Source organism: Acetobacter estunensis, assembly GCF_019083805.1.
GTDB lineage: Bacteria > Pseudomonadota > Alphaproteobacteria > Acetobacterales > Acetobacteraceae > Acetobacter > Acetobacter estunensis_A.
In genome coordinates, this window is the sequence record NZ_JAHRDV010000004.1 from 261,279 (window position 1) to 277,255 (window position 15,977).

Here is a 15,977-nt window from a genome sequence, read left to right on the forward strand (position 1 = left end):
TCAGGACCGCCGTGCGGCAAACACGACGCCGATACAGAAGACAGAGACCAGAACGATTGGGATAAGCATTACCGAGATAAGACTTTGATCTGGCGAGGACGGCCGAGGCCACACAAGATTAAACAACGCACCGATCTCGAAACAGAGTGCCACCACAGTAAGCGGCCAGCCAAATCGTCCCAAATGAAAGGGCCCCGATGGTTTCCAACCGGCCAGACGGGCAACCACAGCGGCGATCAGTACCATCGTAAATGTCGTGTAAATCCCGGCCGTGGCGAAATTGATAACCGCTTCAGCAATATGAGGAGCAAACCCACCTACCAGAAGAACGATACAGGGAAGCACTGTAGCCGCCAGAACGGCTGCAGTTGGCAGGCCGGTTCGTGTATTGACGTGCGACATCGATACAGAAAACGGAATCATCCGGTCACGTCCCATAGAAAACAGAAGACGACTTGTGGACGCTATGACAGAAATGGTGGCGCTGAACGCTACCAACATAAGGCACCCGAACATAGCGGTTGCCCCTACCGGGCCGATTGCAGCCCGCAAAGCCGCGTCCGCTGGATTGGCAACAGCTCCTGAAACAGCACCCGCCATATCGGGGACAGCCAGGATCATGCCAAGCGCGATCAGAAGAGCCGATCCACCACCAGCGAGCATGGTGGTCAGCATGGCACGCGGCACTTCCCGAGAAGCATCGTGCACCTCTTCGGCCAGATCACCGCACGCTTCATGACCAAAGAATATCCATATTCCCAGAAGGCTGGCCGCAAGCATGGCACCCGTTCGATGTCCTTCACCTGCACCAAAATTTTCGAACAGAACATGGAAAGGCTGGATGCGGGCAAAAAGCAGCATATAGACACCGCAAACCGCCAGTCCGATAAGACCTGCCCACACGCCAAGTTCGGTCATTTTGCCCAGAACTTTGGTGCCTATGAGATTGAGGGAGGCAGACAGGACGATGATAGCTAGAGCCACACAGGTATCGAAGGTATTGGTGGCTTCCATTCCGATCAGCGCAGCCAGATAGGGTGCCACACCTGCAGCGAGACCAGCAGCCACCCCCACTAATGCAAGAAAATACATCCAGCCCGTGAGGAATCCCCACCGATCACCGACAAGACGTCGTCCCCACTGATAAACGCCGCCTGCGATTGGATACTGAGAAGATATTTCGGCAAAGATCAGAGCATTGATCGTGTGGCCCAGGAGGACCAGAGGCATTGTCCAGAAAAATGACGGACCCGCAGTCGTGAGAGCGTAGGAAAACAACGCATAAAAGCCCGCGAGCGGGCTCATATAGGAATATCCTATAGAGAAATCGGCAAAAAAGCCTAGCACCCTGTGAAATTCTGGTTTGTAGCCAAACTGTTCAAGGTTGCTGTCATCGGATTGGATGACGGGGTCGTTGCCTGACATAGTCCTCTCCGTTCTCGGGAAGTTCCCATCAACCCCTATGGTTGCTATATCGTAATAATATGGAGGAGGCAGAGATTAGGATATATCCCCAAAGGGATACCCAGCTGGGTCGCCCGAAACTGAGAGGAAGGAGATCTCGGTGGTTAACCAGATCGATGCGCTTGTAGAAGTAGCGACCCTGGCTATTAGCCGGATAGACGAAATCACTCTCTTCTCTGAAATTGAACCGATCCTTCGCAGTGTATCCTTTTTTGATATTTCCGTAGCATTCTCATATCCCCGTTCCGGGAAACCTGAAGTTCTTTATGATGGACTGAAAGGAATATCGCTCCCGAATGCCATGAGCGATTATCTGGCAGGGGGATATCTTCTTGATGCCGTTTATGTCGCGTGCAGGCAGGGTTTGGCTGACGGCCTCTATCGTCTCAGCACATTGGCACCAGACGCCTTCTTCGAGAGCGATTATTTTCTCTCTCCTCTCGTTCATCCCTGCATCTCAATGGAAAGTGGGAGTCTGGTTGAAGAGATTGCGTTCTGTACCCATGCCCCAGATGGCACGGCCTTGGTTTATTCTCTCATGCGTTCCAAAGGAACGAAGGTTTTTTCTGACAAAGAGTTTTCAGCACTCAAACCATTTTCTCCCATCATAAATGCGGCAATGATACGCTATTGGCAGAACCGAATAGACAAAAAAGTGCAAGAATGCTCCACACCAGACTTCAATAGTGAAGCACTGAACCTATCTTTCCGTAATTTTGAACGTGAGAGATTATCGCCGCGGGAGCAGGATGTCGTCGCTCTCCTATTACGTGGGCATAGTTCATTATCAGCCGCGAAAAATCTTGGGATTGCCGAGGGGACGGTTAAAATACATCGCAAGAATATTTACGCAAAGCTCGGCATATCAAGCCAAAGCATGCTGTTTTCTCGCTTCATCACCTCTATCATTAAGCACTGAGATTGAAAATAAAATATCAATAGATATTTGTATCTGGGTGCAAATCCATACTGACGACTTAAGCGGAAAATTTCTCAGCAAAGTCCCGGCGATACCGACTTACTCCACGAGTATGGTCCCCCTTTACTTCTGTTGGTCGATATCCATTTTTTCACCATATCGGTGGGTATATGGCATGCCCAAAACCGGGACCGGCTGATCACGCAGCCTTCGCTCAATTCCGGGTTGATGTTTTGCTCCAGATAAATATCATTACAACCTAATAACAAAATAAGTTGGCAATTTTTATATAGGGCATGGATCGTATTAATGGTAAAAATTGCTTGGAACAACACAACATTGCATGCCAACCCCGGTGATACCGTCGCTGCCGCGCTGTACCGGCATGGCATCATGTCCATCGCCAGCACACGCAAACTGCATGAACCGATGGGATATTCCGGCAGTTACGTAGGCGGTGTCTTGGCGCGCGTCGATGGGCGACCCAACATCCGTCTTGACCAGCAACCCGTTCGCGATGGCATGCGGGTGGAAAGCCAGAACCGTTGGCCTAGTGCATCGTGTGACCTTCTATCTCTTGCCCGTTTCCTACCGCCCCAATGGGTCTATGGCGGGTTCGAACATGGTCGTTTTACTCCCCGGCACGGCAGGGCCTATCTACTTTGGGAAAGACTGCTGGCGTATCTGGCCGGGGTTAGCCAACCACCACCGCGCGCCCAGGCCGTTAGTGAACGTCCGGCCAGAAAACTGAGTGTAGACGTGCTGGTTGCAGGTGGTGGCCCTGCAGGGCAGAAGGCCGCAAATGACATTGCCCGCACCGGGCGGACGGTTGCCCTTGTTTCCCGTGGCACGACCTTAGGCCGTTACGCACAGGCCATGGGGGGGCCATCCCCTGCGTTGCATAAGGATGTCATTGTTCTTTCGGGTATGGAACTGTGCGGCAGTTATCGTCGTGGCAGGCTCTTGATTGCCGCGCCAGTGGAATATGACCGTGGCGCCGTGGCGATTGAAACCGGAAGTCTTGTACTGGCCACCGGCAAGTCATCCATGCCCCCGATGGTGCGCAACAGTCACCGTCCCGGTGTTATGGACGCGCACACAGCCCTGTTACTGGGACATTTCCATGCCATCCCGGTCGGAAAGGCGATTGCCGTTGTCGGTACTGGTGCCGAAACCATGGTGGCACAGCGCCTGACGTATCTGGGCTCGAGCGTTGCCTATTGCGGCAATGTCAGCAAACTGATCCGCATCCACGGTCATTCACAGGTGACGGGTATTGATATCGGGAACAGGCGTATTCGGTGCGACGCAGTCGTACATGCGGGCGCGTGGCGTAGTGATCCCAGTCTGGCGTTTCAGGCCCAAGCCGAAGGAGTCTTGCAGGTTTCTGATGTCATGTCTGCAGATATTGACATAAGCCGTGTCGGGTTCTGCCAGGAAACGGACCAAGATATTCATGTACCCGACAAGATGGATCCCGCGTTGCGTATCTGTCCGTGTATGGATGTGACTGCGGGTGAATTAACGAACCTGATCGACCGTAAGATCAGGGACCCGGAAATCCTCAAACGGCTGACATCGTGCGGTATGGGGCCGTGCCAAGGTTTCCCTTGTTGGGAAAGCATGCTTGCCCTGCTGGCGAAACGGACAGGTCAGCCTATGAATAGTCTTGTTCGACCCAGTCACAGGCCTCCCCGTCGCGCTCTTACGGTTGCGCAGGCGGCGGGCCTGTATGATGTCGTGGAACCATTATAATGAGCTCTGCCCTTCCGAAATCTGCATCGGTTGTGATCGTGGGCGGTGGCATGCAAGGATTAAGCTGTGCCATCAACCTCGCACTACTGGGTATTCGTGATATTGTCGTGCTGGACGCCGGTTACTGGCAGGGGGGTACCTCGGGCAGAAATGGCTGTCTGATCCGTCCCGGTTTCGGGGGGCATGACTGGACCCGCCTGTTTGAACTGTCATGGCGGGAATGGACGACACTGTCCCGAAAACTCGGCCATAATGTCATGTTTACCGAACGTGGGTACACCATGATCGCGGAAACAGGCCAGAGTGCCGAGATGCTGAGAAATGCCAGCCAGTTGCACCGGCAGTATGGCATCACATCGAAAATCCTGACCCATCGGCAAATCTCAAGGCTGTTGCCCGCCATAAATCAGGAATACGTAACGGCCGCCCTGCACCAGCCCCGTGGAGGCATGGCCCCCCATCATAGCGTGATGAAGGGATACCTCCATGCGTGCAGGGAAAAAGGCATTGATGTGCGCTATCGGACCGCCATAACGGGGTTTGACATGCATGATCGCAGTGTACGCGGGGTTTATGTCAATGACCATCTGATCCGCAGCGGTACGGTCGTTATCGCGGCCGGACCTCAGTCGCCCGAATTGGCCCGGTACGCTGGGGTCGAAATTGATGGTTACATGATGCGCATCGAGGCGATGGCACTGGAACCGATGCGGCCACTTATTGGTCCAGCGCTGGCACTGATCGACAGTCTGGCCTATTTTCACCAGACGGCACGCGGCGAAGTGGTGGGTGGGACGGAAGTACACGAAACACCGCAGAAAAACCTGCGTGCCGATGTACCAGCCATGGCGGCCATGGCCCATGTCTATACCCGCCTGTTTCCCCAACTTGCGGATATACGAATCCTGCGACAATGGGCTGGGTTATTACATATCTCATCCGACCTTGCCCCCCTTCTGGGACCACACCCACGGGTCCGGGATCTGTGGTTTAGTGCGGGTTGGTCCTACGGCTTTGCCGGTGCGCCAGGGGCGGGACTGCTTATGGCAAAAGCCATTGCAAAGGGACAGGTGGATGAGATTATGCGCCCATTTGCGCTGGATCGGATCGAAAAGGGCAATCCCATAGAGGAAGCTGGCGTGGTGATGAATAAAAAAGGGATTTATATACCTGCGTGACCTAAATCTGAAATCATTATCTAACCACATGATTCATAATGATAAAAATGGATCACGACACTTCGCCTGATTTTCGTCAGTCTCAGGCATTTTCGTTGACTGCGCGCGGTCAAATGCGTGGATTTTGAGGCCGAGGAGAAGGTCTCCGAAGCTATTCGTGCTTCACGAGAGAGGCTGTCTTGGGATCATAGATGTAGTCGGTGATGGAACCATCTTTGATCCGTTCCACGACCTCATCAACAATGAACACCGGCACAAGAAACCACTCACGCGGAACAATGGGGTTGCCGAAGCGATCTTTGATCGTGACATCCAGGCGAGCCGGTCCGAATACACGATGGATCAGCTTTTCCAGTCTGGTACGATTGATGTTGAACAGCTTGTACGTGGCGACGATTTCAACGTCAGCCATAAGGAATGTCGGGTCCAGTTTCGCATTTGCCACACGCTTGGCGACATCGCCGCCAGTGACGCCGATCTTGTGCAGAAGATCACATTTGGACGCTATCACCGGATCGTCAGATTGGCTGCGAAGGACATAGATCGTGCCGCTGGCATGATCTCCGTCTTCGTTCTCAGCAGAAAAGAGAGGTCCGGCTTTAGGTTCCGATACTGCGCGGCTTATCTCGTCTTTATAAAGAGCGCGCTGCATGGAGCGGAGCAGAAGACTGCTCTCAGTGCCATTGGAATAGATGACGCGAAGACGAGCATCGTTTTGGCCGTTCGGAGCTTTGATCGGACTGCCGACTTTAGCAACATAGGCAATCTGGCCGCCGACGATGAAAAACTGCCCGGCTTTGATGTCAGTCTTCAGGAACCCGGCATCCTTGCGGATCGGTTGAGTAATCCTCACCCCACTATCGAGGTCGCTTTGCACCGCATCGAATACGGGCTTGAAACGCTCGAAGTCCTTACACTGCTCACGATTGGCGATTTCCTCAGCGGCACGTTTCTCTGCCGTCGTGCGAACATGCCGGAGCTTGGTGATGTCCGCTGTTTCCTTGCCGTCGGTTAGCTCTGCCAGCAGTTCATCGTCGTCTATATCTGACTGATCCGCGATGTGGCTGCCTACGTCTTCAAGCAGGCCCTGATGGTCGAGAGGCGCAAGAAGTTCTCGACACTCCTCAAGACCTCGCAATCGGTCAAGACGAACGGCATACAGGCGCTCGAAGATGTCACGATCTTCTCCGTGTTGCGGAGCATGACCGTTCTGCTCAACAAAGCGCTGAATTTCTTCAAATCCGGCAATTATCCGCTCTTCGCGTGGGGAACGACCACTCTTTTTCTCCGGCTTGGCGAAGTCATCAAGTTCAGAGCGAAGTGCGTCAAGATCAATATCACTCATAACGGCCCTCATCTTTGAAGCGGACAAAGGCTGCTGCGCCTTCGGCCATTCGCTGCTCCCATGGATCTGTTGAGGTGACAGAGGGAAGCCTGTTGCGCTCTTTCTTGAATCTGACAGCCCGCAGGGCCAGTTCCTTTGCCTCTTCCGGCGTAAGCGTGGTGCGTTTCGCCGCGATGACAGCAGCGACCTGTTTCAGGCTTTCTTCCGTCATGGCGCTTGCAAGGATGGCATAGGCCTCGCCGAACGGATTGATACGGTCGATCAGGTCAATATCGAGTTCACGCACACTGAGCGCAAACTGGCGCACCCCGTTGATCAGAGCGTTGTTCCGGGGGTGCTGGTCATCACTTGCCAATCCTGTTCCGCCAGAAGTCCCGGCCTCTTCCTGACTGACTCCTTCAAGAGCGTATTGTTTGCCCTGTTGTGTGAAGTTCAGTGCAGCGATCGCATGCTGGCGCACGGCCTCCTGATCTTCCGCATCAAGATTAGGATATTTCTCCTTGATGATTTTACCAAGGCGGACCTGGGTAATCTCCTCCGGGATCAGTTCTTCATTGAACAGTCCTTGCTCAATAGTTGGCTTGTCCTGAACGAATGTGGCCGTGATCTCATTGAGATCTTCACGGCAAATACGGATGGCTTCCTCGCTCTTCGGAGTGGTCAGACCCTTGACCTCGATATGATAGACGCCTTGCTCCTCACTGAAACCAACATTGGTTTTTTCCGGGTCGTAACCTTCTGGGCCATAATCGAAACCAGGCTCCTCGTTGTTCTGTGGTGACTTCGGTCGGAACTCGAACCTGGGAGTCAGAACCTGTTCCATCAAAAGGCTCGCAGCAATGGCTTTCAGCGTGTCATTCACCGCTTCGTTGACGACTTCGCTGGTGGCATCGGGCTCGGCTATGAGATTGGAAAAGCGCGCACGGGTCTTGCCTGGAGCATCACGGGTTGCACGCCCGATGATCTGCACGACCTCAGTGAGGCTGGCACGATAGCCGACTGTCAGTGCGTGTTCGCACCAGATCCAGTCAAAGCCTTCTTTCGCCATGCCAAGGGCAATGATGATATCAACGTAGTCACGATTATGCTTCTGGGTCGGGTCCCGCAATGCAGCCGAAACCCGATCCCGGTCACTGTTGTCATCGACAAGGTCAGCAATCCGCAGAACCCGCCCTTCTGGCGTTTTGACAAGATGAAAGCCGGTTTTTTCATCACGGCCCTGCCATTCGCCCAGGGCTTCGATGATGTGCTCGACTTCCTTGACCTTCTGCTTCGTGCTTTCACGCGAGTTCACACTCGGTATATGAATGATCGTCTTCTGGGCAGGATCGAGAACTTTCAGAATGTCGTCGGCATAGGAATTGGCGTAGAAGAAGTATCCGATATCCAGTTGTTTCAGATATTTGTAACCGTTTAGCTGCTCGTAATAGGTGTAGGTGACACGCTCGAATTTGCGTTCATCTTCTTCAGATAGAACTGCTGCCGCATCCCCACGGAAATAAGAGCCGGTCATGGCGACGATATGGGCACTTCCATGCTCAATGAGTTGAGCAAGCTGCTGGCCGAGTTTGTTGTTCGGGTTTGCCGAGACATGATGGAATTCGTCGATGGCGACCAGCCGCTGATCAAAAGCGGTAATGCCGAATTTCTCTACGGCAAAGCGGAACGTCGCGTGGGTGCAGACCAGCGTCTGGTCGCTGCTTTCCAGGAATGTACCGACGGCGTTGACCTTACCGCCATCGGTTCCTGGTGAATCACAGAGATTCCATTTGGGCTCGACATGCCAGTCAGCCCAGAAACCGAACTTGCTCAGAGGCTCGTCATGAAAACTCGCGCCGATGGATTTCTCCGGCACGACGATGATCACCTGCTTCAGTCCCTGATTAGCCAGTTTGTCCAGCGCAATGAACATCAGTGCCCGGCTCTTACCCGAAGCTGGGGGAGATTTGATCAAAAGATATTGTTCGCCCCGTTTCTCGTAAGCACGCTCCTGCATGGGCCGCATGCCCAAAGCATTGGCCTTGTTGGAGCTACCGTTGCGGGCATAGGAAACCGAGACGCTGGGAACTGTAAGTTTCGGTCGAACGGTAGATTCTGGCACGCCCATTAGAAAACCCCCCATTCGCGGCCACTCGACATCTTGAAGTAAGCGTCAATGGCTTTGCTATTCTTCACCCAAGCTGCTTTATTAGCTTGGGTGCCAATCGTTAGATTGAATAAATGAGGCGCGATCTCGCGGAATAGCAAAAGCTTTTTATCGTATGCTGCTGGGCCGACGGTGCCAGGGATCGGGAGATTAAGTTTATCCATCTTATTGTCACTGTATGATAGTGTGTAGGGGGCGACGGGGCCGCCATTATAGGATGTGTCCACGCTTCCTATAGTGGTGTTCTCAGGAACAGCTATCGGGTCATATCCAAAGAACACACGGGAGAGGCGTTTCATCATAAGCTGATTTCCGGGCGATTGCGGGCCTCGGTTCTTCGTGATGTTCCCCGCCTCAATCCAAAAATGGGAACACACTCTTAGCTTCTGTAGGTCCTTGTTGGTGAGTGCGCCTGTGGAAGTTTCACCACTGGCAAGGTCGTCTTCCGTAGCGACTGGATGGGCAAGATTCGGTATACTCTCAAACAGCTTGATGTATCGTTTGAGCAAGGCCGCGTCCAAGGGGGTAGCAACGTTCCAAGCCTTGTTATACCAACAGCGCAATCCCTTGATGGACGCGGCGGAAGTTGGCTCGGCTGGGTTCTTTCTATTGACGGCAAGGGTGAGACCTACCTCAACGCCTTTGGATAATCCAGACCGTGAAAGGTTGCCCGAACCTGCGAGAGCAAAATCCTTCTCCTTGCCCCGGAATAGGAATGCTTTGGGATGAAAAGGCACCTTTGGCATTCCACTGTTGGCGAGACAGAAAGACGCGTCGTAAACGCGTACAGACGACGCGGGGAGCGACAACAGAGTTTCCAGTGCAATCGGCTGCGTGCGGCAGTAATCGAAAGAAGTAATCCACCGCTTTTCTACACCTGCCCAATCAGCACCAAGCGTTGCGTCAATTCGTTTGAGTAAATCGTAGGTGCCGCTGGAAGTGACATAAGCCGCCGCTATGTCGAGCTTGGTCAAGTCGCTGCTTTTAGCGATTGCCTCGATAGCGTCCAAGGTCGTCCGTCCGGCTGGCTGGGCGATAAAACTGACTTCGCTCATCCGCGCCTCCTCTCACCCGCAGGAGCGTTCGCCACAAGAAATCCCCCTTTTTGCTCCTGAGCGTAGAGAGCGAATAACTTTTCTAACCGTTCAGTATCGTTCTTGAATCTTCTGCCGATGTAGATGCGCTCTATGATCTCATCATTGTAGTCATGCGCTTCGCGCAACAAGGCATAGTCTCTATAGAAATATTCAGGGTCATACATATCCCCAAGCGTGGCGGGGTAATAATGCTCCCTTGCCATAAGGATTTGGCTGGCCGCATCACCCAAGTCGACTTTGTTCTTTTCGGTCAGTATTGGTGATGGGAAAGTGTTCCATCCGAGCGTGTTGGAATAACGATAATCGGTCTTGAGCTTACCGCAGACCGCAGCGACCCACACCAAGTGTAGGCGCGATGCGATCACAGCCATGTTCCAGAGCGGAGCATCGTAGAGCGCGAAGGCGCTATCAGCGATAACGGCGCTCCTATCCAGAAGGCCGACGGGAAGGTAGGGGCGACGCTCCGAACTGACGCGCGGAACAATGAGGGTGGATTGCTCGGCGGTTCCTTGAATCTGTACAAACCGATACGGGAGTTTGGCAAAGTCGCGGGTCGAGCCAGCTTTGCTCTCAAGCCGCATCTGCCGCACTGCCTCCAATCGCCGAGCGATCAATGGCGATTGCAAGGAATCCTCGTATTGGTCGCTCTCAATCCATAGGCAATAACGCATTTTGCCTTGTATAAAATCTTCAGACCCGAAGAACGGCCTTAGATGATGCCGAAAGATGGGATCGGCTTGACCCTCTGAGATCATCTGTTCACGGGAAACAATTAGGTGACCACCATCACGGGGCATATTGCCGAATAGCATGGGCGCGGAATCTCTAGGTGGAACGCGCCTGCTTTCCACGACTAGGTTTAGCCCATCCACCAAATAGGGGTTGATGTTGGAACAAACCCTTTCGAGAACCGACCCGTCGGCATCAAGTGTATAGAGGCGTTTACGGTTGGCACCCGTGTTGGATATACCAACAACGATTACGATGACACCTGCGTTATGGCTGGCCAAGTTTGCCCACTTGAACGAGGTGTAGGCAAACTCGATCTCATGCGTAGTCTTGAAAATGGCGGGCCAGAGAATGGGAACCTGCTGGCCCTGACACAGCGAGTTTGTTGTCACGAAGGCAGAAACGGCCTTAGTGCGTGTGCCGTAGTCGGCGGCTTTCATCAACCATGCGGCGACATAATCGAGCGATTTCCATCCCTCTACTCGACCTTCAAAGACGGCACGAAGGTCATCCTTCTGCTCATCTGATTGGAGCTTATTCCCAAGGTAGGGAGGGTTGCCGCAAATGTATGTCTCGCCACCCTCATTCTCGAAGTCGATCTGGGCTTGATCCAACAGCACCTGAAACAGGTCATCGCCTACCAGCTTCACGCCGGTTCCGGTCGGTGGGCAGAGATTCAGCCAATCCAGCCGAAGCGCGTTGCCGCAAGTGATCCAGTTCTGACCATCGAGCGGCAGGAGAGCCTGGAGCGCCTCTTGTTGGCCGCGATATAGCACGTCGCATTGATATTCGGCGATAATAAGAGCAAGGCGCGCGATTTCGGCCGGAAATTCGCGGAGTTCAATCCCACGAAAATTTTTGAGCGAAATGTCGGTCTTTCGATCTTTCTCGCCACGTCTGCGGTTGATCTCCGCTTCAATTTCGCGCATCTGCTTATAAGCAATCACAAGGAAATTGCCTGAACCGCAGGCTGGATCGAAAACTCTAATGCGCGCCATACGCTTGCGGAGATTAAGCAGGACGCGGGTATTGTCCCCAGCTTTGTCGAGTTGAGCACGCAGATCGTTGAGAAAGAGTGGGTTCAAGACCTTCAGTATATTGGGGACACTTGTATAGTGCATACCGAGCGATCCACGCTCGTCATCGTCAGCGATGGCCTGTATCATCGACCCAAAAATGTCGGGATTGATCTTTGTCCAGTCGAGGTTGCCGATATGCAGAAGATAGGATCGGGAAATCCGACTGAAACTGGGTACGTCTGCGCTACCGGAAAACAGGCCGCCATTCACATAGGGGAATTTGTCAGCCCAACGGGGCAGGTCTTCGGCTTTCCGGTCGGCAGTTTTAGTGTTCATAGCGCGAAATAGCGTTGAGATGACTGTATTGGTATCTGAGGAATCCTTTGCACTCATCTGTTCAACGGTGACGGTAAAACTCTTTTCGCCGCCGAAAATATCAGTATCCTGAGCAAAGAAACAGAAAATCAACCGTGCCATGAAATGGTTCATGTCATGGTCACGTTCAGATTTAGCCCAGTCAGGATTATCTTTCAGAAGTTCTACATACAGGCGATTCAGGCGGCTGGTAGCCCGAATATCGAAGGTTTCATCACGGATTGCTTTGGTGGTCGTGATGCCCGCGAGTTCAAGAAAGAAGCCGAAATGATTTGGAAAATCTGCATAATTGCAGGCAATGACTTCTCCTGACGCAAGATTTTCGGCTTCGAGCGTCTCGCCGTCCGTTGCGAGAATGAATTTGGCCTTGGCTTTTGCCGTCGCCGGACTCTCTTTCAGTATTGAAAGAGTCTTCGTCACCTCTCCGGGCGGAGCAACGGCGATATGGATGTTGTTAGTCTGAAGGACGCCGCGATACGGACTGCCTTCAGTAGCAATGAGATCAGACTTGTTGGTATCGCCCTTACGGAGCCGCTTGAGCGTTGTTTCCTTGTTCCCAAATGCTTGCAGGAAAAGGTAAGGGAATTCACTGGCATCGAATGGCTGTTCGGCGAGGGCTGATACGGCCTCTTCAATCTCTATCATACTCATATGCTTTGCCGGACCGTTACCGGACCATTCCTTTCGACAACTTTTCTCAAAAAGACACGTTGTTGATTCGCGCTATTCCGATGGACAGATTCTACAAAAATAGCGGACTGTGGGTAAGGTCCGTTGTGCCTTTCGCATCAGGACAAGTCATCTCTATTGCCCTCTATGAAATAGGACTGAAGGAATTCCCGACCGCGTTCTGTAATCAGAAAGCCGCCAGGGATACTTTCTGCGTATCCGCGAAAGATGAAGTTGGAATACGATTTCCTATGTGACTTCAGGTTGCGCACAAGTTGGGAAAACTTACTATCGCGGCGTCCCCTCAACATATCGCCATGCTCATCGGGAACCGCGATATATTTCGGAAGTTCAGCAATAAGCTCCGTTGTCGTGATAAAGCCATCGTCCCGTGTCGCCATGACAAGCAAGGCATATTTCCAGAGATCGGCCTTCAGATCGATTTCCTGTGGACTTTCATCCTCCGGCTGATCGGTCGTTCCGTCTGTTTTCTGTGCCTTCCGTTTGGCCGCGCTTCGGATAGGGCTTGCAAGCGGCAGCTTCTCTGGCGGGATGCCGCTGATCTTCAGCATGGCTTCGCGCACCTGCCGCCCAACCTCATAATGTGTCTGGTAAGCCTTCCGTTTGCCCTTGAGATCCTCCCGCCGCAGCTTCTCTTCGGTCTGCGTTACCCGGAAAAAATTCGCGGCAAGTTCGGCGCTGCCCATACGGTCAAGCAGGTTGGTGTTTTGGGGTAGCCCACGTATCTGCCGGATTTCTGCGACGGTTCGATTGCCGTAGAGGCCGGAATACCCATTGCTCTCGAAAAGAGCGAGATCGTCCCGACTGGTGACGCCTGCACCCCTGGCGGCATTCACAAGCTGCCTGTTGTGTTTTCTGACCAGGTTGCGGATCAGGACGCGCCTGTCGTCTTCTTCCGCTGACAGGACATTGTGCGTAACGCCGGTGTCCTGCGGCGCATCCACCTGAGCGGTGAAATACCCCTGGGCAAATGCCACACCCTTCTTTCTGATATCGCTGTTTCTTGCGACAAGATGGCAGGCATACCGGGACAGCCGGATGTCTGGCACGCTGCGCTTTGCCGCCGATGTCGCAACTTCTGACACAATGCCTTCGAAGTGATTTTCGATTGGCTGATCCGACTTTCGACAGTCTTCTGCCGCACGGGCAAGAGCCTTTCTGAATGCCCCCCAGCTTCCATATCCCAGAAGACCTTGCAGGTCGCGTGCGAACCAGTATTCGTCTCCTTCGTTGCTCCTGTGAAACGCCTTTTCGAAAGCAACAACCATTTCGTCAATTTCAGAATCTTTCATGGATGCTGATTCAACGGTGGCAAGCTCTTTCAGATCAGTACGGACAAGTCGTTCCAACGCTTCCGCGAACGAAAACTCGGAAAGATCTTTTCCTGACGAAGATTTCGGGCTCACGCGATAAGTTCCCGATAGCGGAGTCTTCCCTCGACGCAGGCGAACATATCGTTCATTCGGGCACCAGCCCTCATATCGCGGCGATTGAAACGCCACGACATTTCCTGGACATACCGATCCAGATGCTTCGAAGACACCCAATGATGCACGCCGACGATCTGACGCTTCAGGAGCGCCCAGACACTCTCAATCCCGTTGGTGTGCGCCTGCTCCCGGACATACTCGCCCGCCGAGTGGTTGACTGCCTGATGACGGTAGTCCTTACCGAGCCCTTTGAATGACCGATCCTCATCGGTCATGAGCGCCGAACCGGGCTCCACATTTTCCCGGATGGCCTCTCTCATGGTCGGTCCCTTGGTGTCTTCGACATGCCCGGCACGCAATTCGCCGTCGCGTTCAAGAATGCCGAGGACGACATCCTTTCCCGCGCCGCCCTGCGTTCCGCCCTTGCGGTCCTTGCTGTGCTTGTTCTTTTCCTTGCCGCCAATATAGGTCGTGTCGGCCTCGACCGTTCCCTTCAAAGGGGCATTGAAAGACTTTGTGACTGTTGCATAGCGCAGCCTCTGGAGAACAAACCACGCGCTTTTTTGAGTGATATCAACATCTTTGGCGAGCGTAGTGGAGGCAATTCCCTTCGGATGGTTGGTAATCAGCCAGATTGCCATGAACCACTTACGCAAAGGGAGCTTCGTGTCCTCAAAGACCGTTCCGACTTTAATGGAGAATCTCTTCTTGCAGTCGCCACACTTGAAAGTCTTGCGATCGCTGAAATGATAGATCTTATTACCCCCACAATGAGGGCAGAATTCACCATCCCGCCACCGGATGCTACGCAGGTGATCAAGGCACGACTGCTCGTCCGGAAATAGCTCCGTAAGCTCGAAAAGGCTGCCGACCTCTGGAATCATATTCCGTTCCCCCACTATGCGGAGAAATCTAATCTCAAATCAGATCGAGGTCAAGCAGGTATATAAATCCCCTTATTTTCCATTCCCTGCCGCCGATCCGCGAAGTCGGATCGGCGCAAATTTGTGTGGACAGACAGGCCAAGGAAGCGGGCACCGCAGAACCGAATTGTCGGTCCTGCGGCGTTCACTCCCTATGCCGCTATTTTCTTCGCCGCGTGCCAGGCCAGTCGCCGAGTCGCCGTTGTCGCATGGTCCGCGTCCAGTTCCATCCCCAACCAGTCCCGGCCAAGATGCTGCGCCGCCACCAACGACGAACCCGAACCGCAAAACGGGTCCAGCACCAGGCCACCAATCGGGCAGAACGCACCCACCAGAGGCAGCAGCGCCGCGACGGGCTTTTGCGTCGGGTGCAGTTTATTGCCCGAATACGGCATGTCGATCACGTCCGACACTGGCTGATCGGGCCGCTTCACGTTCCCTTTCGCCAGAAGGCAGGCGCTTTCATGCTCGTAGCGCAGAAAGCCCGAAGACGAAGCATAGGACTTGCGGAAAACGATATGCCCGACCATGCGAAACCCCGCCGCTTTCCAGGCATCGGCAAACAGGTCGATCTTGTTCCAGCCGTAAAAACTGACGACAAGACCGCCCCATTTCAGGACACGGTGCATCTGGTTGACCGCCGGACGGAGCCAGCGTGCATTATCGTCATTACGAACCTTCCGTCCGTCCCGGCCCTGATAGTTCACCAGGTAAGGCGGATCGGTCAGAATGAAATCCACTGAATTGCGCGGCATTGTCCGCATCAGCTCCACGCTGTCGCCATTGAGGATGATATTGCGGAAATCGGTTGCCGTATTCGTGTTACCGGTCATGGTCCCTGCCCTTTGTTCCGCGAGGAACAGCCCCCGCTGTTCCTCTGCCTCGCGGCGAGCAGCGGGGTAGCAAC

11 protein-coding genes are annotated in these 15,977 nt (G+C 53.5%); 3 read left to right on the forward strand and 8 right to left on the reverse strand.

Annotated features, from left to right (window positions below):
- A complete protein-coding gene (locus KUA11_RS07510) occupies window positions 1–1,425 on the reverse strand; it encodes an amino acid permease (RefSeq protein ID WP_217409693.1) in 1,425 nt (474 codons plus the stop codon).
- A 139-nt stretch (window positions 1,426–1,564) separates the two neighbouring features.
- On the opposite strand from KUA11_RS07510, the gene KUA11_RS17845 reads away from it, so the two are divergent.
- The 3 genes from KUA11_RS17845 to KUA11_RS07525 all read left to right on the forward strand — a co-directional run bounded on the left by KUA11_RS17845 (window position 1,565) and on the right by KUA11_RS07525 (window position 5,316).
- A complete protein-coding gene (locus tag KUA11_RS17845; RefSeq protein ID WP_217409694.1) occupies window positions 1,565–2,383 on the forward strand; it encodes a helix-turn-helix transcriptional regulator in 819 nt (272 codons plus the stop codon).
- A gap of 309 nt (window positions 2,384–2,692) precedes the next feature.
- Window positions 2,693–4,138, forward strand: a complete 1,446-nt coding sequence (locus KUA11_RS07520) for a 2Fe-2S iron-sulfur cluster-binding protein (protein WP_217409695.1) — start codon at window positions 2,693–2,695, stop codon at window positions 4,136–4,138.
- Entirely contained in the window at window positions 4,138–5,316 is a 1,179-nt protein-coding gene (locus KUA11_RS07525; protein ID WP_217409696.1) for an NAD(P)/FAD-dependent oxidoreductase, read from the forward strand. Before KUA11_RS07520 ends, KUA11_RS07525 begins: the two co-directional genes overlap by 1 nt.
- Window positions 5,317–5,467: 151 nt before the next feature.
- Here KUA11_RS07525 and KUA11_RS07530 read toward each other — a convergent pair whose 3' ends face one another.
- The 7 genes from KUA11_RS07530 to KUA11_RS07560 form a co-directional block, all read right to left on the reverse strand.
- A complete protein-coding gene (locus KUA11_RS07530) occupies window positions 5,468–6,661 on the reverse strand; it encodes a GIY-YIG nuclease family protein (protein WP_217409697.1) in 1,194 nt (397 codons plus the stop codon).
- Window positions 6,654–8,768: a DEAD/DEAH box helicase gene (locus KUA11_RS07535; protein WP_217409698.1), complete on the reverse strand. Its 2,115-nt coding sequence runs from the start codon at window positions 8,766–8,768 to the stop codon at window positions 6,654–6,656. Before KUA11_RS07535 ends, KUA11_RS07530 begins: the two co-directional genes overlap by 8 nt.
- Window positions 8,768–9,862, reverse strand: coding sequence for a phospholipase D-like domain-containing protein (locus KUA11_RS07540; RefSeq protein WP_217409699.1), 1,095 nt, complete (start codon window positions 9,860–9,862; stop codon window positions 8,768–8,770). The genes KUA11_RS07535 and KUA11_RS07540 overlap by 1 nt, the downstream gene beginning before the upstream one ends.
- A complete protein-coding gene (locus KUA11_RS07545; RefSeq protein WP_217409700.1) occupies window positions 9,859–12,678 on the reverse strand; it encodes a class I SAM-dependent DNA methyltransferase in 2,820 nt (939 codons plus the stop codon). The genes KUA11_RS07540 and KUA11_RS07545 overlap by 4 nt, the downstream gene beginning before the upstream one ends.
- 137 nt (window positions 12,679–12,815) lie before the next feature.
- The gene (gene dinD, locus KUA11_RS07550; protein WP_368040958.1) at window positions 12,816–14,219 is read right to left on the reverse strand and encodes a DNA damage-inducible protein D; all 1,404 of its coding nucleotides are present in this window, start codon (window positions 14,217–14,219) and stop codon (window positions 12,816–12,818) included.
- On the reverse strand, window positions 14,120–15,031 hold the full coding sequence (locus KUA11_RS07555; RefSeq protein WP_217409701.1) for an IS1595 family transposase: 912 nt from the start codon (window positions 15,029–15,031) through the stop codon (window positions 14,120–14,122). The genes dinD and KUA11_RS07555 overlap by 100 nt, the downstream gene beginning before the upstream one ends.
- 191 nt (window positions 15,032–15,222) lie before the next feature.
- Window positions 15,223–15,903 (reverse strand): DNA methyltransferase, encoded by a 681-nt coding sequence (locus KUA11_RS07560; protein WP_217409702.1) that lies wholly within the window; start codon window positions 15,901–15,903, stop codon window positions 15,223–15,225.
- Window positions 15,904–15,977: the final 74 nt, after the last annotated feature.

What these genes read in the sequence shown, in the direction of transcription:
- KUA11_RS07525 (WP_217409696.1), top strand. Translation starts at nt 4,138, where the DNA reads ATGAGCTCTGCCCTTCCGAAATCTGCATCGGTTGTGATCGTGGGCGGT.
- KUA11_RS07545 (WP_217409700.1), bottom strand. Translation starts at nt 12,678, where the DNA reads ATGAGTATGATAGAGATTGAAGAGGCCGTATCAGCCCTCGCCGAACAG.
- KUA11_RS07560 (WP_217409702.1), bottom strand. Translation starts at nt 15,903, where the DNA reads ATGACCGGTAACACGAATACGGCAACCGATTTCCGCAATATCATCCTC.
- KUA11_RS07535 (WP_217409698.1), bottom strand. Translation starts at nt 8,768, where the DNA reads ATGGGCGTGCCAGAATCTACCGTTCGACCGAAACTTACAGTTCCCAGC.
- KUA11_RS07555 (WP_217409701.1), bottom strand. Translation starts at nt 15,031, where the DNA reads ATGATTCCAGAGGTCGGCAGCCTTTTCGAGCTTACGGAGCTATTTCCG.
- KUA11_RS07520 (WP_217409695.1), top strand. Translation starts at nt 2,693, where the DNA reads ATGGTAAAAATTGCTTGGAACAACACAACATTGCATGCCAACCCCGGT.
- KUA11_RS07530 (WP_217409697.1), bottom strand. Translation starts at nt 6,661, where the DNA reads ATGAGTGATATTGATCTTGACGCACTTCGCTCTGAACTTGATGACTTC.
- KUA11_RS07540 (WP_217409699.1), bottom strand. Translation starts at nt 9,862, where the DNA reads ATGAGCGAAGTCAGTTTTATCGCCCAGCCAGCCGGACGGACGACCTTG.
- KUA11_RS07510 (WP_217409693.1), bottom strand. Translation starts at nt 1,425, where the DNA reads ATGTCAGGCAACGACCCCGTCATCCAATCCGATGACAGCAACCTTGAA.